The following is an 18,875-nucleotide window of genomic DNA, read 5'->3' as shown; positions in this document are numbered from 1 at the left end:
CCTGCGGTCGGTCGGTCTGGCTCACGCTGCCGAGGCTACGCGAGCCACCGCAGCATGGCGGCCTCTGCCTCGACGAGCTGAGCGGTCGGGCAGCGCTCCTCGTCGTGGTGGGCGAGGTTGGGGTCGCCCGGGCCGAAGTTCACCGCGGGCACGCCGAGGGTGGAGAAGCGGGCGACATCGGTCCACCCCTCCTTCGGACCGACTGGCACACCGAGCGCCTCGACGAACGCCTGGGCGGCCGGCCGGTCCAGACCCGGCCGTGCCCCTTCGGCCATGTCGGTGACCGTCAGCTCGTAGCCGTCGAAGACCGACTGCACGTGGGCGAGGGCCTGCTCGGCGCTCTTGTCCGGGGCGAAGCGGTAGTTGACCGTCACCGTGCACGCGTCGGGGATGACGTTGCCCGCGATGCCGCCGGTGATCGCGACGGCCTGGAGGGCCTCGTGGTACTCGAGCCCGTCGACCTCGACGGTCTGCTCCTCGTAGTCGGAGAGCCGGCGCAGGATGTCGGCGGCGTCGTGGATCGCGTTGTGCCCTTTCCACGGCCGGGCGGAGTGCGCGGCGATCCCCTTGGTGCGGATCTCGACGCGCATCGTGCCCTTGCACCCGCCCTCGACGGCGGAGGCCGTGGGCTCGAGCAGGACCGCGAAGTCCGCCTCGAGCAGATCGGGGTGGGACTCGCCGAGGAGCTTGAGCCCGTTGTACGTCGCCTCGATCTCCTCGGCCTCGTAGAAGACGAAGGTCAGGTCGCGGCTGGGCTCGCGGACCTCGTGGGCGAGCCGGAGCTGGACGGCGACCCCGCCCTTCATGTCGACCGTCCCGCGGCCGTAGAGGACCTCCTCGCCGTCGACGACCTCGCGCCGGACGGGCAGGTTGGGCGGGTCGGTGAGCGGCACGGTGTCGATGTGGCCGGCGAGCACGACCCGCTCCGCGCGACCGAGGTCGGTGCGGGCGACGATCGTGTGCCCGTGCCGGGTCACCTCGAGGTGCGGCAGCGGGCGCAGGGCCGCCTCGAGCGCGTCGGCCAGCGCCCCCTCGTCCCGGCTCACCGACTCGATGTCGCACACGGCGGCGGTGAGGGTGACGATGTCCGCGCTGAGGTCGAGAGCCATGCCCGCACCCTACAAAGACCTGTCGGCCCGAGTTTGTAGCCTGTGCCCATGACGAAGCGTGCGGCCTGGGGCCACGGAGTTGCGACCATCACGAGCGACGGGACGGTGCTCGACACCTGGTACCCGCAGCCCCACCTCGGGGAGGCACCGGAGGTCGACCAGATCCCCGAGGAGCTCACCGCGCTCGCCGGCGAGGACGATGCCCGCGACGTGCGCACCGAGGTCGTGACGGTCGCCATCGACCTCGACGCCGCCCCCGAGGACGCCAGCGACGCCTACCTGCGCCTTCACCTCCTCTCGCACTGCCTCGTCGAACCGAACTCGATCAACCTCGACGGGCTCTTCGGCCAGCTCGCCAACGTCGTGTGGACCAACCACGGGCCGTGCGCGGTCGAGGGCTTCGAGACGACCCGTGCCCGCCTGCGCGCCCGCGGCCCGGTGAGCGTCACCTCGATCGACAAGTTTCCGCGGATGACCGACTACGTCACGCCCACGGGGGTCCGCATCGCCGACGCCGACCGCGTCCGTCTCGGCGCGCACCTCGCGAGCGGGACCACGGTCATGCACGAGGGCTTCGTCAACTTCAACGCCGGGACGCTCGGTACCTCGATGGTCGAGGGCCGGATCAGCCAGGGCGTGGTCGTCGGCGACGGCTCCGACATCGGCGGCGGCGCCTCGACGATGGGCACCCTCTCCGGCGGCGGCACCGAGCGCGTCTCGATCGGCCGGCGCTGCCTGGTCGGCGCCGAGGCCGGCATCGGGATCGCCCTCGGCGACGACTGCGTCGTCGAGGCCGGGCTGTACATCACCGCGGGCACCAAGGTGACCCTCCCGGACGGCGCGGTCGTCAAGGCGCGCGAGCTCTCCGGCCGGTCGGGCCTGCTCTTCCTCCGCAACTCGGTGACCGGCGCCGTCGAGGCCAAGGACCGCACCGGCGAGGGCATCGCCCTCAACGAGGCACTGCACGCGAACTGACCGTGCCCAGGCCGAGGCCCGAACGGGGCGACCGTCGCCGCTCGCTCCTCGACGAGGAGCGAGCGGCGCCGTCGCGCACGAGCGCCCGGGTGCGCCGCAACCGGGCGCTCGTCGCGGGCACCGCGGTGCTGGCGCTGGCGGGTGGTGCCGCCTGGTGGGCGCGTGACAAGGTCCTCACGCCGTGGAGCGAGTCGTGCTCGGCGACGGCCCTCGGCGAGACGGTGACCTTCGACCCCGAGCAGATGCACAACGCCGCGATGATGGTCCAGATCGGCGAGCGCCGTGGCCTCCCGGCCCGGGCCGGCACGATCGCCGTCGCCACGGCGATCCAGGAGAGCAAGCTGCGCAACATCACCTACGGCGACCGCGACAGCGTCGGTCTCTTCCAGCAGCGGCCGAGCCAGGGGTGGGGCACGGTCGAGGAGATCCTCGACCCGCGCTACTCGACGAACGCCTTCTACGACGCGCTCGTCAAGGTCGACGGCTGGCAGGACATGGTCATCACCGAGATCGCCCAGGAGGTGCAGCGCAGCGCCTTCCCCGAGGCGTACGCGGACCACGAGCACGAGGGCCGGACGATCGCGTCGGCGGTCGCGGGCCACTCCCCTGGGGGGCTGGTCTGCCGCATCGATGCACCGTCGAGGCCGGGCGACGCCGAGCGGCTCGTCGAGGACCTGCGTGCCGAGACGGGCAGCAGCAGCAACCGCGAGGGACAGGTCGTGACCGTCCGGGCGAGCTCGGAGCGCCGCGCCTGGGGCATCGGAGCCTGGGCCGTGGCGACCGCGAAGGGGCACGGCGTCGTCGTCGTGCAGGTCGGCGACCAGCAGTGGGCCCGCGGCGACGGCCAGGAGTGGCGCCCCGCGGACCAGCCCGTCGACCCCACCACGGTCGTCATCACCCTCGCCGACTGATCCCCTTCGGACCTTTATCGGATAACCCGATAAAGGAACTCGAACCCGACAACGGTTCCCGGGTTCGAGTCACATTCTCGGATAACCCGATAAAGGACGAAGGGGGCCGCCCGGGTCTTCCCGGCCAGCCCCCTTCGAGAGTGCGTTCGTCAGCGCGCGTCGATGCCGACGTAGTCGCGCTCGGTGGCGCCGGTGTAGATCTGGCGCGGGCGGCCGATCTTGGTGTCCTTGTCCTCGATCATCTCGCGCCACTGGGCGATCCAGCCCGGGAGGCGGCCGATGGCGAAGAGGACGGTGAACATCTTCGGCTGGAAGCCCATGGCCGTGTAGATCAGGCCGGTGTAGAAGTCGACGTTCGGGTAGAGCTTGCGCTCGACGAAGTAGTCGTCGGCCAGCGCGATCTCCTCGAGCTTCATGGCGATGTCCATGAGCTCGTCGCTGCCCATCTTCTCGAGCACGGTGTGCGCGGCGTCCTTGACGATGGCCGCACGCGGGTCGTAGCTCTTGTAGACGCGGTGGCCGAAGCCCATGAGCCGGACGCCGTCCTCCTTGTCCTTGACCTTCTTCATGAAGGTCTCGGTGTCGTACTCGGCGCCCTGGATCTTGCGGAGCATCTCGAGGACGGCCTGGTTGGCGCCGCCGTGGAGCGGGCCGGAGAGGGCGTGGATGCCGGCGGAGACCGAGTTGAAGAGGTTGGCGTGCGCCGAGCCGACGAGGCGGACCGTCGAGGTCGAGCAGTTCTGCTCGTGGTCGGCGTGGAGGATGAAGAGCTGGTCGAGCGCCTTGACGATCTCGGGGTCGAGCTCGTACGGCTCGGCGGGGAAGCCGAAGGTCATCCGGAGGAAGTTCTCGGTGTACGAGAGCGAGTTGTCCGGGTAGAGGAAGGGCTGGCCGACCGACTTCTTGTGCGCGTACGCGGCGATCGTCGGCAGCTTCGCGAGGAGGCGGATCGTGCTGATCTCGACCTGCTCGGCGTCGAAGGGGTCGAGGCTGTCCTGGTAGAACGTGCCGAGCGCGGAGACGGCGGAGGACAGGACGGGCATCGGGTGCGCGTCGCGCGGGAAGCCGTTGAAGAAGGCCTTGAGGTCCTCGTGGAGCATCGTGTGCCGACGGATCCGCTCCTCGAAGTCCTCGAGCTCGGAGGTCGAGGGCAGCTCGCCGTAGATCAGCAGGTAGGCGACCTCGACGAAGCTCGACTTCTCTGCGAGCTGGTCGATCGGGTAGCCGCGGTAGCGCAGGATGCCCTCGTCGCCGTCGATGTAGGTGATCGCCGACGAGCACGCCGCCGTGTTGACGAAGCCGGTGTCGAGGGTGACGTTGCCGGTCTCCTTGAGCAGCGTGGAGATGTTGTAGCCGTCGTTGCCCTCGGTCGCCTTGACGAGCGGGAAGGACAGGTCCTTGCCCCCCGCGGAGAAGGTCGCACTGTCAGTCATGTCTGTCCTGCCCTTCGTAATGCAGTGGTGACGGAGCGCTCCAGTGCCCCGGTGGGGGTCGGCCAGAGGCATCAGTGGTCTGCCCGCGAACTTACCGCAGCGGTGGCGCGCGTCACCAAACGGGCCCCCCCGTGGGCATCGAGCGGTCAGGCGGTGAGCCGGGCGGCGGCCTGGGAGATCTGCTCGTCGCTCGCGGTGAGCGCGATCCGCACGTGCTCGGCACCCGCCGCGCCGTAGAAGGTCCCGGGCGCCGCGAGGATCCCTCGCTCGGCGAGCCGGTCGAGGGTGGCGGCGGCGGGCTCGCCGGCCGTGGACCAGAGGTAGAGCCCGGCGGAGGACTCGTCCACCCGCAGGCCGAAGGCCTCGACGGCGGGCTTGAGCACGGCCCGGCGGGCGGCGTAGCGAGCCTTCTGCTCGGCGACGTGGGCGTCGTCCCGGACGGCGGCGGCCAGCGCCACCTGCACCGGCCACGGCACGATCATCCCGGCGTGCTTGCGGACCTCGAGGATGCGGCGCACGAGCGCGACGTCACCGGCGACGAAGGCGGCGCGGTACCCGGCGAGGTTGGACTGCTTGCTCGTCGAGCAGACCGCGAGCAGCCCCTCGTGGCTGCCCTCGCAGACCCGCGGGTCGAGGATCGACGGGGTCGTCGGCAGCTCGGCGTAGGACTCCCCCCGCTCCTCCTTGGTGCGCCAGTCGAGCTCGGCGTAGCACTCGTCGGAGGCGACGATCACGCCGCGCTCGCGGGCCCAGCGCACGACCTTGCGCAGGTGGGCGACGCCGAGCACCTTGCCGGTCGGGTTGCTCGGGCTGTTGAGCCACAGCAGCCGAGGGGCGGACGCCGCGGTCACCGGCCCGAAGGCGGTCGTCGCGTCGGCGGCGAAGGGGGTGGCGCCGGCGATCCGGGCCCCCACGTCGTACGTGGGGTAGGCGACCGTCGGGAAGGCGACGGTCTGCCCCTTCGTGATCCCGAGGAGGGTGGGCAGCCACGCGACGAGCTCCTTGGAGCCGATCGTCGGCATGACCCCGTCGGGGTCGACGTCGGGGGCGCCACGGCGCCGGCCGAACCAGTCGGCGACCGCCTCGCGCAGGTCGGGGGTCCCGTAGGTCTGCGGGTAGCCGGGGGCGTCGGCGGCGGAGCGCAGCGCCTCCTGGACGACCGCAGGGGTGGGGTCGACCGGTGTGCCGACGGACAGGTCGACGAGACCCGACCCTCGGGGGTCGCCATCGGGGGCGCAAAAGGCTCTCGCCCGCTCCTTGACCGGAGCGAGCGAGTCCCAGGGGAAGTCGGGGAGAGCCAGAGGCCCCGCCACACCCGTCATTCAGAGTGCTCCTGCGGGGGCAGCGCCGCGATGATCGGGTGGTCCTTGTCGATCATGCCCATCTTGGCCGCACCGCCGGGGCTGCCGAGGTCGTCGAAGAACTCGACGTTGGCCTTGTAGTAGTCGGCCCACTCCTCGGGGGTGTCATCCTCGTAGTAGATCGCCTCGACGGGGCAGACCGGCTCGCAGGCGCCGCAGTCGACGCACTCGTCGGGGTGGATGTAGAGGCTGCGCCTGCCCTCGTAGATGCAGTCGACGGGACACTCCTCGATGCAGGCCTTGTCCTTGAGGTCCACACACGGCTGAGCGATCACGTACGTCATGCGGGTCATACTATGCGGCGCGTGGGAGCAGCGGCGATGAGGTTCACCTCAGGAGATCGGATGGCGGTCCGGACCCGCATCGCCGACCCCGCGCCGGGCGGCCCCACCCTCACCGACACCGTCGGCGAGGTCGTCGCCGTCGGCGAGGAGCACCTCACCCTGGCGACCCGACGGGGCGAGGTGCGGCTGCCCCTCGCGGACGTCGTCGCGGCCCGCGTCATCCCGCCCCGGCCGAGCCGACGCGGCGCCCCGCACCGGGCGATCGGCATCGAGGACCTCCACCTCGTCATGACCCAGGGGAACCCCGGCCTCGAGGTGGGGTGGCTGGGTGAGCCGGGTCAGGGGTGGATGCTGCGAGCCGGTGGCGGGTACACGGGCCGGGCCAACTCCGCGCTCCCCCTCGGCGACCCCGGCATGCCCGACGACGAGGCCGTCGAGCGGGTCGTCGCCTGGTACCGCGAGCGCGACCTCGTCCCGCTGGTCCAGGTACCGCTGCCGACCCACCTCGACTGGTCGCAGGACCCCTTCGCCGCGGGGCTCATGGACGCCGGGTGGCGACGGCTCACGCCGACCCTGGTCATGACGGGCCGCTCCGAGCACCTTGCGTCCGCCACCGTGGGGCCTGGGGCACCCACGGTGGCGGACGCAAGGGTGGAGGTGACCCGCGAGGACGGCCTGACCGACGAGTGGCTGGCGGTCGCCTCACCCGTCGCGCTCGCGAGAGCGGAGGCGGCGCGGGCCGTGCTCTCGGCGCCACGCGACCAGGCCTTCCTCATCGCGCGCGACCCCGACGGCACCGCGGTCGGCGTCGCCCGGGTGGCCCTCGACGCCGGCTGGGCGGGGCTCTACGGGGTGCACGTCGTGCCGGGGCGCCGACGCCGCGGCATCGGCGCGGCCCTCACCGCGGCGGCCGGGCGGATCGCGCTGGAGCGCGGGGTCGTGCTCAGCTACCTCCAGGTCGAGGAGCCCAACACCGGCGCGGTCGCGCTCTACGAGCGGGCCGGCCTGACGACGCACCACCGCTACGCCTACCTACGGCTCGACGGCTAGAGCACGCAGAGCCAGCCGACGACCCCGTCCGGGGCGTCGAGCCGGGTGAGCCGCCCGGCCGGGTGAGTCTCGTCGCGCAGCCCGACCTCGCCCGCATCGACGACGACCCGCGACATCGACAGGGCCAGCCCGGTCCCGATCGCCTTGAGGTAGGCCTCCTTGGCCGCCCAGAGATGGGCGAACTCCTCCGGCTCGGTCGGCGCCCGCTCCTGCGGCGCGAGGACCCGCTCGAGCAGCCGGGGCGAAGGGGGTGCCGCCCGGACCACCTCGACGTCCACCCCGACGGGTCGGCCGGCGCCGGCGACGAGGACGTGCAGGCCGGAGTGGGAGGCGCTCACGTGCCAGCCGGCGGCGGCCCCGGTCGGGACGGGGCGGCCGTGCGGCTCGGCGCAGTCCGGGCACGCGCGGTGCAGGCCGACATCGGCACGGTCGCACCCCGCGAGCTCGGCCGCGACCTCCCGCATGAGGACGGCAGCACCGAGGAACCGAGCCCGCTCGGCGTCGCTGCCCTTGACCTCGTAGCGGCCGCGCTCCCCCGCGTCGAGGAGGCCGTGCCAGGCCGGGTCGACGTCCGCGACGGAGAGCCACCGGACGAGCGCCGGGGAGGTGGAGACGGACGGACTTCGCACGGAGGCAAGGTTAGGCTAACTTTGCTCGCTGTGCCGCTTGCTCTCGCGCCCACGCGGCCCACCACGACGCGCAGCATCGACCGGTGGGTCGATCAGCCCACCCTCGACGTCGACGCCGCGGCCCTCGTCGCCGACGGCCGGGTCGTCAGCCACCGCGAGCTGGACCGCCTCGTGGCCCACGCCGCCGCGACGCTGCCGCCCGCCACGGAGGGCCGCCTCCTCGTCCGGGTGCCGCTCGGCCGCGACCTCCCCGGGATCGTCGCGCACCTCGCCGTCCAGCGCGCCGGGCACGTCGGGCTCCTCACGCGCCCCGGCGCCGAGACCCCCGCCCCGTGGACACCCGACCTCACCGCGACGGGCGAGCTGCGCTCCCCCTTCGCCCGGCTGACCGGCACCCCGGCGCACGTCCTGCACCCCGACCTCGCGGTCCTCCTGCCCACCTCCGGCAGCACCGGCTCGTCCAAGCTCGTCCGGATCTCCCGGTCGGCGCTGTCGGCCAACGCCCACGGCATCGCCGAGGCGCTCCACCTGCGCGCGAGCGACCGGGCCGCCCTCGCCCTGCCGCTGCACTACTGCTTCGGGCTCTCGGTGCTCCACTCTCACCTCGTCTCCGGCGGCAGCGTCGCGCTGAGCGAGGCGCCGGTGACCGACCCCCGCTTCTGGCGCGACGTCGCAGGCTCGACCATCCTGCCGGTCGTCCCCCACACCCTCGACCTGCTCGACGCAGCCGGTGACCTCGACGCGCTCCCCTCCTCGATCCGGCTCGTCACCCAGGCCGGTGGCGCGCTCGGCGCGACCCGTCTCGCCCGGGTGCGCGCGGTCGAGGCGTGCTCGTCCTGGCAGCTCGTCGTGATGTACGGCCAGACCGAGGCGACCGCCCGGATGACCGTCCTCGACCCCGCCGAGGGTGCGCGCCCCGCCGGGGTCGTCGGCCGTCCGGTCGCCGGCTCCTCCGTCCGCATCGACACCACCGTCCCGGAGGCGAAGGGGGAGGTCGGCGAGATCGTCTTCCGCGGCCCGGGCGTCATGCTCGGCTACGCCGTCGAGCCGGCCGACCTCGCACTCGGGGGCTGGACCCCCGAGCTGCGCACCGGAGACCTCGGCCGGCTCGACGACGAGGGCCTGCTGCACGTCGTCGGGCGGCGCTCCGCCGTCGCCAAGATCCTCGGGCTGCGCGTCGACCTCGACCACGTCGCCGACCGGCTGCACACGGCGGGGGTCGAGGCCTGCGTGACCTCCGACGACCAACGCCTCCTCGTGACGACGACCGCGACCGACGCCGACGCTGTCGCCACGGAGGCGGCCCGCTGCTCGGGCCTCACCACGGCCCAGGTCGTCGTCGCCACCGTCCCGACGCTGCCCCGGACCGCGAGCGGCAAGCCCGACCGCGCCCGGTGCGCCGCGCTCGCCCTCGCCGCGGTCGAGGACGGCTCCGGCGCGGCCGACGGCGACCTCGCGACCCGGGCCAGCGCTGCCCTCGCCGCGGCCCTCGGACGTCCGGTCCGGCTGGAGCGCTCCTTCGCCGACCAGGGCGGCGACTCCTTCTCCCTCGTGCGCGCCACGCTCGGGCTCGAGGCGGTGCTCGGCCCGCTCCCCCGCGGCTGGCACCAGCGCCCGCTCACCGATCTCGTCCGGGCCGCGGCGCAGCGACCGCGTCGGCGGTGGCCCGACCGCTGGACCCGCTCGGTGGAGACGAGCGTCCTCGTCCGGGCCCTGGCGGTGCTCGCCATCTGCGCGACGCACGTCGGCCTCACCGACCTCCCCGGCGGCGCGCACACCCTCCTCGTCGTCGCCGGCTACCACCTCGCCGCCTTCACCCTCGTCGCCCCGACCCTCGCCCAGCGGTGGCGGCGGACCGGGGCGCTCCTCGTCGGCATCGCCCTGCCGGCGAGCGCCGTCGCGCTGGCCGTGCACCTCACGACCGGCGCCTACGGCTGGGCCAACGTCGTCCACCTCAACTGGCTGCTCGGGCGGGTCGAGTGGGGACCGCGCATCGAGCTGTGGTTCGTCGAGGCGCTGCTCGCGGCGATCGTCGTCCTCGCCGGTCTGCTGAGCATCCCGCCGCTCGCACGCCTCGTCGCGCGCCGCCCGTGGGAGTGCGCGATGGCGCTCACGGCCCTCGCCCTCGTCCCGCGCTACGTCCTCGTGCCCGAGGGCACCGGACCCACGCGTGGCCTGCCCGGCACCGTCTTCTGGCTCGTCGCGGCCGGGGTGGCCCTCGCGCTCACCCGACGGCCGCTGCACACCTGGCTCACGCTGGCCCTGCTCGCCGTCGGCCTGGCCGGCTTCTTCCAGACGACGAGCCGCGGACTGACCGTCCTCGCCCTCGTGGCCCTCGTCGCCCTCGTCCCCCGGGTCCGGGTCCCCCGCCCCGCCGTCCCCGCGCTCGGCGCCCTCGCCGGAGCGTCGCTGCACATCTACCTCGTCCAGTTCCAGGTCTTCACCCGGGTCGACTCCGACTGGCTCGGCCTGCTCGCCTCGGTGGCCGCCGGCCTCGTCCTCGCCGCCGTGAGCGAGCCTGTCGTCCGCCGGGCCACCCGGCGCGTCACCGACGCCCGTCCGGGGGCCCGGGCCACCCCCTTCGCCCCCGCGCCCCGCACCCTGCGGGCGCTGCCCGTCCGACCCCGGAGGTCCCACCCATGAACCGTCGCTCGTTCCTCACCGCCGTCGTCCTCACCGGGTCGCTCGCCCTGACCGCCTGCGGCAGCTCCGAGGACGGCGAGGCCTACACGCCCGACCCCGAGGCGCTGCAGATCTACTCCTCGCAGCACGACAACGTCACCAAGGCCTGGGCCGAGGCCTTCACGAAGAAGACCGGCATCAAGACCCAGGTCCGGCAGGGCAAGGACGCCTCGATGGGGCACCAGATCGTCGAGGAGGGTGACCGGTCGCCCGCCGACGTCTTCCTCACCGAGAACAGCCCGGCGATGACCCTCGTCGACAGCGCTGGGCTCCTCGCCCCCGTCGACGCGGCGACCCTGCAGGCCATCCCCAAGGACCGGCGCCCCTCCTCCCAGACGTGGACCGCCATCGCGGCCCGCTCCACCGTCCTCGTCTACAACCCCGACAAGATCTCCGAGGACGAGCTCCCCACCTCGCTCATGGACCTCCAGCGGCCGGAGTGGAAGGACCGCTGGGGCTGCGGCGCCTCCGGCGCGGACTTCCAGGCCATCGTCGCGGGGATGCTCGCCGACCAGGGCGAGGAGAAGACGACCGCCTGGCTCGAGGCCCTCAAGGACGGAGCCCGGATCTACCAGAACAACATCGCCACGATGAAGGCCGTCAACGCCGGTGAGGTCCCCGTCGGCGTCATGTACCACTACTACTGGTACCGCGACCAGGCCGGGACCAAGGAGGGCTCGGGCAGCACGAAGCTCCACTACTTCAAGAACGAGGACCCGGGGGCCTTCGTCTCCCTCTCCGGCGGCGGCGTGCTCAAGAGCTCGGACAAGGCCGAGCAGGCGCAGCAGTTCCTCGCCTACGTCACGAGCCCCGAGGGCCAGCAGGTGCTCGTCGACTCCGGGTCGATGGAGTACGCCGTCGCCGAGGGCGTCGACTCCGACCCGGCCCTCCCGCCGCTGGACTCCCTCGAGGCCCCGCCCGTCGACCCCTTCGGCCTGAGCTCGGAGAAGGTCACCGAGCTCATGACCGACGCCGGGATCCTCTAGGAACCCATGTCCCTGGCAGCGCATCGCCCGAGCCCCTCGAGCCTCCTCGTCACCGCCGCCGCGCTCGTCGTGGCGGCGGCGACCGTGCTGCCCCTGCTCGTCGTGGGCTCGCGCGCGCTGCGCATGCCGGCCGCCGACGCGATCGACTACCTCGTCCGGCCCCGGATCGCTGAGCTGCTGCTCAACACCCTCGGTCTCGTCGCGCTCACGGTCCCCGCGACGCTCTTCATCGGGATCACCGCGGCCTGGCTCGTCGAGCGGACCGACCTGCCTGGCGCCGGCATCTGGCGGGTCCTGCTCGCCGCGCCGCTGGCCATCCCCGCCTTCGTCGCCAGCTACGCGTGGATCTCCTTCGCCCCCGGCCTGCACGGCCTGCTCGGCGCCGCCCTCGTGACGACCCTGGCGTACTTCCCCTTCGTCTACCTGCCGGTGGCGGCGATCCTGCGCGACCTCGACGGCTCCGACGAGGAGCTCGCCCGCTCGCAGGGTCTCGGACCGCTCATGGCGGTGCACCGCACGGTGATCCCGCGGCTGCGCCCCGCGATGAGCGGCGGCGCGCTGCTCGTCGGGCTGCACCTGCTCGCCGAGTACGGCGTGCTCGAGATGATGCGCTTCCCGACGCTGACGACAGCGATCCTCACGCAGTACTCCGTCGGCTTCAGCAACGACGAGGGCAGCCTGCTCGCCGTCGTGCTCGTCGGCCTCTGCCTCACCCTGCTCGGCCTCGAGATGCTGCTCCGTGGCACCGCCCGGGTCAGCCGGGTCGGCAGCGGCACCCACCAGCCGCACACCCCGCTGACCCTCGGCCGGCTCCGCCTGCCCGCGCTGCTCGGGCTCGGCGCCCTCGTCGTCCTCTCGCTCGCCCTCCCCCTCACCCTCGTCGGACGGTGGCTGGTGCGGTGGGTCGCGACCACCCCCGACGGACCCTCGCTGCTCCTCACCACCGGCTCGACGGTCGGCCTCGCCGCGGCTGCGGCGGTCGTCGCGACGATCGCCGCCCTCCCTGGTGCCTGGCTGCTCGACCGACGACGCACCGGGGCCGCGCTCGTCATGGAGCGCACGACCTATCTCGCGAGCGCCCTGCCCGGGGTGGTCGTCGGCCTCGCGCTCGTCACGGTCACGGTGCGCTACCTGCCGGCGATCTACCAGAGCGCGTCGGTGCTCGTCATCGCCTACGCGATCCTCTTCGTGCCCCGCGCCATGGTCAGCCTGCGCGCCGGGCTCGCCGCCGCCCCGCCCGAGCTCGTCGAGGCCGCCCGCTCGCTCGGTGCCTCCGGCCCGGACCGCCTGCGTCGCGTGCTCCTGCCGCTCGTCGCGCCGTCGATGCTCACCGGCGCCGCCCTCGTCCTCATCGCGTCGGCCACCGAGCTCACCGCGACGCTGCTCCTCGCGCCCACCGGGACCTCGACGCTCGCGACCGCCTTCTGGGCGGCCAGCGACGAGCTCGACTACGTCGGTGCGGCACCATATGCGGCGATGATGATCCTCCTGTCCGCGCCGCTGACGATCCTGCTCCTGCGCCAGAGCGGCACGCGCCGATGAGGTCCCTGCACGTCCGCGGCGTGACCGCGGCCCACGTCGAGACCCCCGTCCTGCGCGGCGTCGACCTCGACGTGCCGGCCGGGTCGACGACCGCCGTGCTCGGCGCCTCGGGCTGCGGCAAGACGACGCTGCTGCGCGTCGTTGCGGGCTTCATGCACCTCGGCGACGGCGAGGTGCGGCTCGACGACGAGGTCATCGCCTCCCCCCGGGTGCACCTGCCCCCGGAGCGACGCGGGATCGGCTACGTCCGCCAGGACGGCGGCCTCTTCCCCCACCTCGACGTGGGGCACAACGTCGCCTTCGGCTGGGACCGCTCGCGCCGGCGTCGACGCGGCGGTGTGGGGGAGCTGCTCGAGCTCGTCGGGCTCGACCCCTCTCTCGCCCGGCGCCGGCCGCACGAGCTCTCCGGCGGTCAGCAGCAGCGGGTCGCCCTCGCCCGGGCGCTCGCGCTCGACCCCGCGATCATCCTCCTCGACGAGCCCTTCGCCGCCCTCGACACGGCGCTGCGGGCCTCGACCCGCGAGGCCGTCGCCGCGGCCCTCGCCGAGCGGGGCGCGACGACGGTGCTCGTCACCCACGACCAGGGCGAGGCGCTCTCCTTCGCCGACCAGGTGGCCATCATGCGGGACGGGCTCTTCACCCGGGTCGGCTCGCCGCGTGAGGTCTACGAGCGCCCGTCCGGCCCGGGGGAGGCTGCCTTCCTCGGCGAGTCCATCGGCGTCCAGGGGGTCGTCGAGGCCGACGGGACCGTCACCTGCGCCTTCGGCCGCGTCCGCGTCCGGGGCGAAGGGGGTCCGCCCGGGACCGCCGTCGACGTCGTCGTGCGTCCCGAGCAGGTCCTCCTCGTGGCCCCACCCGAGGGTGCCCCTGCCGAGGTGGTCTCGGTGCGCTACTTCGGGCACGACGCCCTCGTCGACCTCCGGCTCGACGGCGGCGAGGCCGCGCTCTCCCGGGTCCCCGGGACGCGGACCCCGCAGGAGGGCGAGCGGGTCGGCCTCGTCGTCACCGGCGACGTCCCCGTCTACCCGAGAGGCTGACCCCTTCGTCCCGTCACGGGTTGGTGCAGGTCACCGCGTCCTGGGGGATGTAGGTCGTGTTGAAGGTGCTCGTCTTCTGCGCCCCTCCGCCGACCGGCGTCATGATCCGGCCGACCGTCACCGTGAAGCCGGGCGCCGGCGACTGCGGCACGCAGCCCTCCTTGTCGTCCCGGATCGTCTTCGGCGGGACCACGTTGCGGCGCTCGCTCTTCGTCGCCTCGACGTTCCACGTCTTGCGGCCGTAGAAGGAGACCGTCACCGCGGAGTCCGAGGCGGAGGCCTTGATGAGGATGCCGCCCTTGGTGTCGTTGGTGAAGCGGTTGTCGACGTCAGGCCAGCTGATCGTCGCCTCGCGCCCCTCGGGGTAGCGGGAGATGTAGAAGGAGTGCGGGTGGAACTCCTCGATCCGCGCGCCCGAGAAGAACACCGCGTTGAAGAGGGTCGTCGACAGCTGGCTGATGCCGCCACCGAAGTCGTTGCGCAGCCGCCCGTTGTGGATGACGCCGGCCTCCTTGTACCCCTTCGCCGCGGTGCGCTGACCGAGGTGGGCGTTGAGGCTGAAGGTCTGCCCCGGGGCGACGTAGGCCCCGTCGAGCTGGCGGGCGGCGAGCTTGATGTTGTCGACGCGCGGGCCCCCGCTGCTCAGGTACGTCGTGAAGGTCGAGATCTGCTCCTCGGGCAGCGTCGCCCGCGCGGTCTCGGTGGTGACCTTCGGCTGGCTGACCTCGGACCTCACGGTGGCGGTGCGGGCGGCCCCGGTCTTGCCCATGGCGGTGATGACGGGGGCGGCGACCGAGTCCTTCTTCAGCGCGAGCCCGGTCTGGCTCGGCGTGACGGAGAAGCTCGCGGGGCCGTTGACCACGACGACCGCGTCCTTCGCCGGACGGAGCCGGCCCGAGGCGTCGCCGGCCGCGAGGACGGCCGCGGTGACCTTCTCCGGGTCGATGTCGTGCGAGAGCTTGCCCTTGTCGGCCGTGATCTCCACCGCGCCGAGGAGCGGCGCGACCGGGACGGTGAAGGTGACCCGCTTGTCGCCCTGCGCCGCGGGGTCGGTGGTCGCCACGGTCACCGGGCCTGAGGCGAGCGGGCCGATCTCGTCCGTGACGAAGCGGTCGATCTCGGCCTGCTTGAGGACCGGCTCGACGCGGGCGGTCTGCGCGCCGTAGCGGGTCGTGCCGGGCCAGCGGTCGGCGATCTGCTCGACCAGGCCCTCCCGGTCGACGCTCAGTCCGTCGACGGACTTCTTCGTCGCGACCTTGCCGTCCTTGATCGTCACGGACCCCTCGACGGGCTTCTTCTCGAAGGTCTTCGCCGTGCCGTCGACGGCCGCGGCGAGCTTGCCCTCGTTGACCGTCGTCGTCAGCTCGCGCTCGCTCCCGCCGGTGACGTGCGCGAGCACGTCCGCCGGGTTGAGGCTGAAGCCGGTGAGGCCGGACAAGGTCGCGTCGTAGTCGACGCCGAGACCGGCGGCGGCGGGCTCGATCGTGGCATCCTTGCCGGCCCCCTCGACGGTCAGGGCCTTCGTCACGTCGCCCCGGACGCCCCGCTCGACGGCTGCGCGGGCCTCGCTGCCGGTCATGCCGCCGATCCGCACCCCTGCGACGGTCGTGCCGCCCGGTACCCGGTCACCGAAGTACACGGCGGCCCCGACGTACAGGCCCCCGAGGACGAGGAGGACGAAGAGACCGGCGAGCAGGCCCCGCCCACGCCGAGAGCGGCGCTCGTCGAGCGCGGGGTCGTCTCCCCACCGGTCGTCGCTCCGGTGGTCCGTCATGCTCTTCACCTCGTGCTCGTGTACCTGCTGCGGAAGTAGACCAGGGGCTCCCCACGGTCTGTGTGCTCGGCCCTGAGGACCTGCGCGACGAGGATGACATGGTCACCGGCCACGTGAGCCTGGACAGTCTCGCACTCCAGGACGGCCAGGGCGCCCTCGAGGAGCACCACGCCGGACTCCGAGCGGTAGTGCGGCACGCGTCCCAGCTGCCCGTGCAGGGGCCGTCCTGGCGTGCTGAGCCAGGACGCGGTGGCCCGCTGGCTCTCGGTGAGGACCGACACCCCCCATCGCCCGGACGCGGTGACGGCCTCGTGGAACCCACGGTCCTGCTGGACGCAGAGCAGCACCAGCGGGGGGTCGAGCGAGACCGACGTGAAGGAGTTGGCCGTCATCGCGTGGTCGTGGCCCTCGGCCGTCGTCGTCACGACCGTGACCCCCGTCGCGAGGCGGCTCATGGCGAGACGCAGTGCATCGCCCTCGGGACCGATCACCTGCGGACCGCCTCACGCAGCGGGCGGCGTCCGGGCTCGGTCGCCGGGACCGGGGCACCGGTGGCCAGGTCGATCTCGGCGTAGCCCTCTCGTCCGGAGAGGCGTGCGGCGATGTCGTTGGAGAGCGCGTACTGCTCGCCCGAGACGCTCACCTGGGTGGCGTGCTCCCGCAGCGCGGCGACCTGGGCGCTCACCGCGTCCGGGTCGACGACCTCGTAGGTCACGACCTCGTCCGGGACGACCGAGGGGGGCAGGTCCCCGGTCGGCAGCGTCCACGCGGGCTCCGCGGGGCCGTGCTCGGCCAGCCAGGCCCGGTCCTCCAACGCCCAGGACGAAGGGGTGAGCGCGGCGAGGACGGGCGGGCGGGCACCGTCGGGCAGGCCGGCGACGGCGGCCCGGACGACCCGGTGGGTCTGGATGTGGTCGGGGTGCCCGTAGCCACCCTGGGCGTCGTAGGTGATGACGAGGTCGGGCGCGACCTCGATGACGACGTCTCGCACGAGCGCCGCCGCGACGTCGGCGTCGGCCTGCACGAAGCAGCGCGGGTCGGCGGCGCTCGGGGTGCCGGCCATCCCGGAGTCGCGGTAGCGCGAGAGCGCCCCCGGACGCTCCCCCAGCACCCGGTGCTCGGCACCGATCGCGGCCATGGCGCGCCGCAGCTCCTCACGCCGGTACGGGCCGAGGGTGTCGTCCTGCTCGGCCGCGAGGTGAGCCAGCTCGGGCGGGATGACCTCGCCCTGCTCGCCGAGGGTGCACGTGAGGACCGTCACCTCGTCGCCACGCGCGACGTGATGGGCGACGGCGACACCCGTCGCCAGGGTCTCGTCGTCGGGGTGGGCGTGGACGAAGAGCAGGCGCAGGCTCATCGGGCGACGCCGATCGCACCGAGCTCGACGGCCCCGCCGAAGACGGCGTTGGCGCTGAGGTCGGTGACATCGGTCCCCGCGACGAAGGTCGAGCGGTGATGGGCGAGCGGGATGTAGCTGGCGCGCTCGAGCAGGGTCGTGTCGACGGCGGCCCACTGCTCGGCCCGCTTGTTGTGCGCGGGCTGACGCAGCGCCGCATCCATGGCCTTGTTGATCTTGTCGTCCTTGACGTAGCCGTGGTCGCGGCCCGCCGAGGCGGAGGAGATGTTGCTCCGGCTGTCGAAGAGCAGCGGCAGGATGGTCGCCGCCGAGGGGTAGTCGGCGCCCCAGTTGGCCCAGAAGACGTCGAAGTCGTCCTTGGCCGCCGGCGCCGAGATCGTCGTGAAGTAGTCCTCGGTGATCCCGGTGAGCTCGACGACGAAGCCGGCCCGCTCCCAGCCGGCCTTGAGCGCCGCCATCGCGGGGTCGCTCATCTCGCCGGAACGGTAGGCGACCCGGATCGTCGGGGTGGGCTGCTTGGCCTTGGCGAGGAGCGCCTTGGCCTCCTCGACATCACCGGTTGGCCCGCGGTCGAGGACGGGGTCGTGGGCAGAGGGCAGGGCGCTCCCGAGCAGGGACCAGGTCGGGACGGCCATCGCGCTGCCGCCGAGGGCCTCGGTGTACGCCTCACGGTCGGTCGAGAGCGCGAGCGCCCGACGGACGTCGGCGTTGCGCATGAGCTTGCTCTCGTGGTTCGGGGCGAGGTAGTCGACGATCTGCGCCTCGGCGGAGACGGTCGCCGCGGACCCCTCGGACTCGGTCACGGGGGCGATGAGGTCCTGGGGCAGGGGGTCGAGGAGCACGGCGCGCGAGCCGTCCTCCCCCTCGGTGATCCGCCGGACCGCCTCGACCGCGTCGACCCCCTCGCGGTGATCGATCTGCTGCACCGTCGGGGTGCGGACCGGGTCGCTCTTCGCGTCCCACTCGGGGTTGCGGACCCAGACGCCGCCCTCGCCGGGCCGCCACGGCTCCTTGAGCTGGTACGGGCCGTTGGACCACGCACGGTAGACCGAGTCCTCCCGCGTGTCCTTGGCTGCCTTGACGGGGGCGAACTCGGGCATCGAGACGACGGCGCCGAAGTCGGCGACCGGCTCGCTCAGCCGGTAGGTCACCCTCGCGCCCTTGCACCCGACGGCCCGCTCGAGGAGCTTCTTGGCCTCCTTGCTCTGGCCCTCCTTGCCGTAGGGCCCCGGGTACCTCGACGTGCCGTCGGGGTTCTTCGGGATGTCGAGATAGGTCAGGGCGTAGCCGGCGGACCCGGTCTCCTTGGCGAAGGAGCGGGCGACGCCGTAGCGCAGGTCAGAGCAGGTGACCTGCGAGCCGTCCTGCCAGGTGACGCCGCTGCGCAGGGTGAAGGACCACTGCCTGCGGTCCTTGCTCGGCGTCCCGGTCGAGCTCGCGAGGTCCCCCACGAGCTCCTTCTGCCCTCCGAGGTCGGTCGCGGGGGCGTACGTCGTCAGGGTGCGCAGGTAGGTACGGCTGGCGAAGAGCGACTGCTGGCGTGAGGTGATCCGCTGCGGGTCCCACGCGAGGACGGGACCGTGCGAGAGGACCGTGAGCTGCTGCGCCGGGCCGCTGAGCGGGGTCGTCGTCGGCGCGGACGTCGGGTCGGTGAGCGGGTCGCAGCCGGCGACGGCGAGCATCGCGCCCGCCACGGCGAGCGCGGCGATTCGTCGGGTCCTCATCGGTGCGGGCACCTCCTGGTG

Annotated in this window: 16 protein-coding genes; 7 read left to right on the top strand and 9 right to left on the bottom strand. The window is 73.1% G+C overall.

What is annotated here, in order from left to right:
* Positions 1-35: 35 nt before the first annotated feature.
* Positions 36-1,109: a succinyl-diaminopimelate desuccinylase gene (gene dapE / locus JNO54_RS05865; protein WP_204143052.1), complete on the bottom strand. Its 1,074-nt coding sequence runs from the start codon at positions 1,107-1,109 to the stop codon at positions 36-38.
* Between the two features lie 48 nt (positions 1,110-1,157).
* Between dapE and dapD the strand changes: the two genes are divergently transcribed.
* Both dapD and JNO54_RS05855 read left to right on the top strand, forming a co-directional pair.
* Complete coding sequence (gene dapD / locus JNO54_RS05860; RefSeq protein WP_204143051.1) at positions 1,158-2,084, top strand: 2,3,4,5-tetrahydropyridine-2,6-dicarboxylate N-succinyltransferase; 927 nt, start codon at positions 1,158-1,160, stop codon at positions 2,082-2,084.
* A gap of 2 nt (positions 2,085-2,086) precedes the next feature.
* Positions 2,087-2,995: a hypothetical protein gene (locus JNO54_RS05855; RefSeq protein ID WP_204143050.1), complete on the top strand. Its 909-nt coding sequence runs from the start codon at positions 2,087-2,089 to the stop codon at positions 2,993-2,995.
* A 149-nt stretch (positions 2,996-3,144) separates the two neighbouring features.
* Here the strand turns inward: JNO54_RS05855 and JNO54_RS05850 are convergent, their stop codons facing one another.
* The 3 genes from JNO54_RS05850 to fdxA all read right to left on the bottom strand — a co-directional run bounded on the left by JNO54_RS05850 (position 3,145) and on the right by fdxA (position 6,073).
* Positions 3,145-4,428 carry a citrate synthase gene (locus JNO54_RS05850; RefSeq protein ID WP_204143049.1) on the bottom strand — a complete coding sequence of 428 codons (1,284 nt, stop codon included), beginning with the start codon at positions 4,426-4,428 and terminating at the stop codon, positions 3,145-3,147.
* A gap of 146 nt (positions 4,429-4,574) precedes the next feature.
* Entirely contained in the window at positions 4,575-5,750 is a 1,176-nt protein-coding gene (gene dapC / locus JNO54_RS05845; protein WP_204143048.1) for a succinyldiaminopimelate transaminase, read from the bottom strand.
* Positions 5,747-6,073 carry a ferredoxin gene (fdxA, locus tag JNO54_RS05840; RefSeq protein WP_204143047.1) on the bottom strand — a complete coding sequence of 109 codons (327 nt, stop codon included), beginning with the start codon at positions 6,071-6,073 and terminating at the stop codon, positions 5,747-5,749. The genes dapC and fdxA overlap by 4 nt, the downstream gene beginning before the upstream one ends.
* A 60-nt stretch (positions 6,074-6,133) precedes the next feature.
* Here fdxA and JNO54_RS05835 point away from each other — a divergent pair, with 60 nt between their 5' ends.
* Positions 6,134-7,123: a GNAT family N-acetyltransferase gene (locus JNO54_RS05835; RefSeq protein ID WP_204143046.1), complete on the top strand. Its 990-nt coding sequence runs from the start codon at positions 6,134-6,136 to the stop codon at positions 7,121-7,123.
* Here the strand turns inward: JNO54_RS05835 and JNO54_RS05830 are convergent.
* A complete protein-coding gene (locus tag JNO54_RS05830) occupies positions 7,120-7,752 on the bottom strand; it encodes a 4'-phosphopantetheinyl transferase family protein (RefSeq protein WP_204143045.1) in 633 nt (210 codons plus the stop codon). The two genes, JNO54_RS05835 and JNO54_RS05830, sit on opposite strands and share 4 nt — an antisense overlap.
* Positions 7,753-7,782: 30 nt before the next feature.
* On the opposite strand from JNO54_RS05830, the gene JNO54_RS05825 reads away from it, so the two are divergent.
* From JNO54_RS05825 to JNO54_RS05810, 4 genes are read left to right on the top strand one after another with little or no spacing between them, the layout of a single operon-like run.
* Entirely contained in the window at positions 7,783-10,395 is a 2,613-nt protein-coding gene (locus JNO54_RS05825) for an AMP-binding protein (RefSeq protein ID WP_204143044.1), read from the top strand.
* Positions 10,392-11,420, top strand: a complete 1,029-nt coding sequence (locus JNO54_RS05820) for an iron ABC transporter substrate-binding protein (RefSeq protein WP_204143043.1) — start codon at positions 10,392-10,394, stop codon at positions 11,418-11,420. Before JNO54_RS05825 ends, JNO54_RS05820 begins: the two co-directional genes overlap by 4 nt.
* Before the next feature lie 6 nt (positions 11,421-11,426).
* Complete coding sequence (locus JNO54_RS05815; RefSeq protein ID WP_204143042.1) at positions 11,427-12,962, top strand: ABC transporter permease; 1,536 nt, start codon at positions 11,427-11,429, stop codon at positions 12,960-12,962.
* The gene (locus JNO54_RS05810; protein ID WP_204143041.1) at positions 12,959-13,999 is read left to right on the top strand and encodes an ABC transporter ATP-binding protein; all 1,041 of its coding nucleotides are present in this window, start codon (positions 12,959-12,961) and stop codon (positions 13,997-13,999) included. Before JNO54_RS05815 ends, JNO54_RS05810 begins: the two co-directional genes overlap by 4 nt.
* 13 nt (positions 14,000-14,012) lie before the next feature.
* Here JNO54_RS05810 and JNO54_RS05805 read toward each other — a convergent pair whose 3' ends face one another.
* Genes JNO54_RS05805 through JNO54_RS05790 form a run of 4 tightly spaced genes read right to left on the bottom strand, consistent with a single transcriptional unit; the run spans position 14,013 to position 18,854 of the window.
* Positions 14,013-15,773, bottom strand: a complete 1,761-nt coding sequence (locus JNO54_RS05805) for a VanW family protein (protein ID WP_204143040.1) — start codon at positions 15,771-15,773, stop codon at positions 14,013-14,015.
* 5 nt (positions 15,774-15,778) lie between these two features.
* Positions 15,779-16,228 carry a flavin reductase family protein gene (locus JNO54_RS05800; RefSeq protein WP_204143039.1) on the bottom strand — a complete coding sequence of 150 codons (450 nt, stop codon included), beginning with the start codon at positions 16,226-16,228 and terminating at the stop codon, positions 15,779-15,781.
* Between the two features lie 32 nt (positions 16,229-16,260).
* Positions 16,261-17,130: an N-acetyl-1-D-myo-inositol-2-amino-2-deoxy-alpha-D-glucopyranoside deacetylase gene (gene mshB / locus JNO54_RS05795; protein ID WP_204143038.1), complete on the bottom strand. Its 870-nt coding sequence runs from the start codon at positions 17,128-17,130 to the stop codon at positions 16,261-16,263.
* On the bottom strand, positions 17,127-18,854 hold the full coding sequence (locus JNO54_RS05790; protein ID WP_204143037.1) for an ABC transporter substrate-binding protein: 1,728 nt from the start codon (positions 18,852-18,854) through the stop codon (positions 17,127-17,129). The genes mshB and JNO54_RS05790 overlap by 4 nt, the downstream gene beginning before the upstream one ends.
* Positions 18,855-18,875 lie beyond the last annotated feature (21 nt).

This window comes from Janibacter endophyticus, from assembly GCF_016888335.1.
GTDB lineage: Bacteria > Actinomycetota > Actinomycetes > Actinomycetales > Dermatophilaceae > Marihabitans > Marihabitans endophyticum.
Note: the sequence above shows the minus strand (reverse complement) of the source record. Positions and strands in the feature narration are given on the sequence as shown.

What these genes read in the sequence shown, in the direction of transcription:
- dapE (WP_204143052.1), bottom strand. Translation starts at nt 1,109, where the DNA reads ATGGCTCTCGACCTCAGCGCGGACATCGTCACCCTCACCGCCGCCGTG.
- dapD (WP_204143051.1), top strand. Translation starts at nt 1,158, where the DNA reads ATGACGAAGCGTGCGGCCTGGGGCCACGGAGTTGCGACCATCACGAGC.
- JNO54_RS05850 (WP_204143049.1), bottom strand. Translation starts at nt 4,428, where the DNA reads ATGACTGACAGTGCGACCTTCTCCGCGGGGGGCAAGGACCTGTCCTTC.
- dapC (WP_204143048.1), bottom strand. Translation starts at nt 5,750, where the DNA reads ATGACGGGTGTGGCGGGGCCTCTGGCTCTCCCCGACTTCCCCTGGGAC.
- fdxA (WP_204143047.1), bottom strand. Translation starts at nt 6,073, where the DNA reads ATGACGTACGTGATCGCTCAGCCGTGTGTGGACCTCAAGGACAAGGCC.
- JNO54_RS05835 (WP_204143046.1), top strand. Translation starts at nt 6,134, where the DNA reads ATGGCGGTCCGGACCCGCATCGCCGACCCCGCGCCGGGCGGCCCCACC.
- JNO54_RS05820 (WP_204143043.1), top strand. Translation starts at nt 10,392, where the DNA reads ATGAACCGTCGCTCGTTCCTCACCGCCGTCGTCCTCACCGGGTCGCTC.
- JNO54_RS05815 (WP_204143042.1), top strand. Translation starts at nt 11,427, where the DNA reads ATGTCCCTGGCAGCGCATCGCCCGAGCCCCTCGAGCCTCCTCGTCACC.
- JNO54_RS05810 (WP_204143041.1), top strand. Translation starts at nt 12,959, where the DNA reads ATGAGGTCCCTGCACGTCCGCGGCGTGACCGCGGCCCACGTCGAGACC.
- JNO54_RS05805 (WP_204143040.1), bottom strand. Translation starts at nt 15,773, where the DNA reads ATGACGGACCACCGGAGCGACGACCGGTGGGGAGACGACCCCGCGCTC.
- JNO54_RS05800 (WP_204143039.1), bottom strand. Translation starts at nt 16,228, where the DNA reads ATGAGCCGCCTCGCGACGGGGGTCACGGTCGTGACGACGACGGCCGAG.
- mshB (WP_204143038.1), bottom strand. Translation starts at nt 17,130, where the DNA reads ATGAGCCTGCGCCTGCTCTTCGTCCACGCCCACCCCGACGACGAGACC.
- JNO54_RS05790 (WP_204143037.1), bottom strand. Translation starts at nt 18,854, where the DNA reads ATGAGGACCCGACGAATCGCCGCGCTCGCCGTGGCGGGCGCGATGCTC.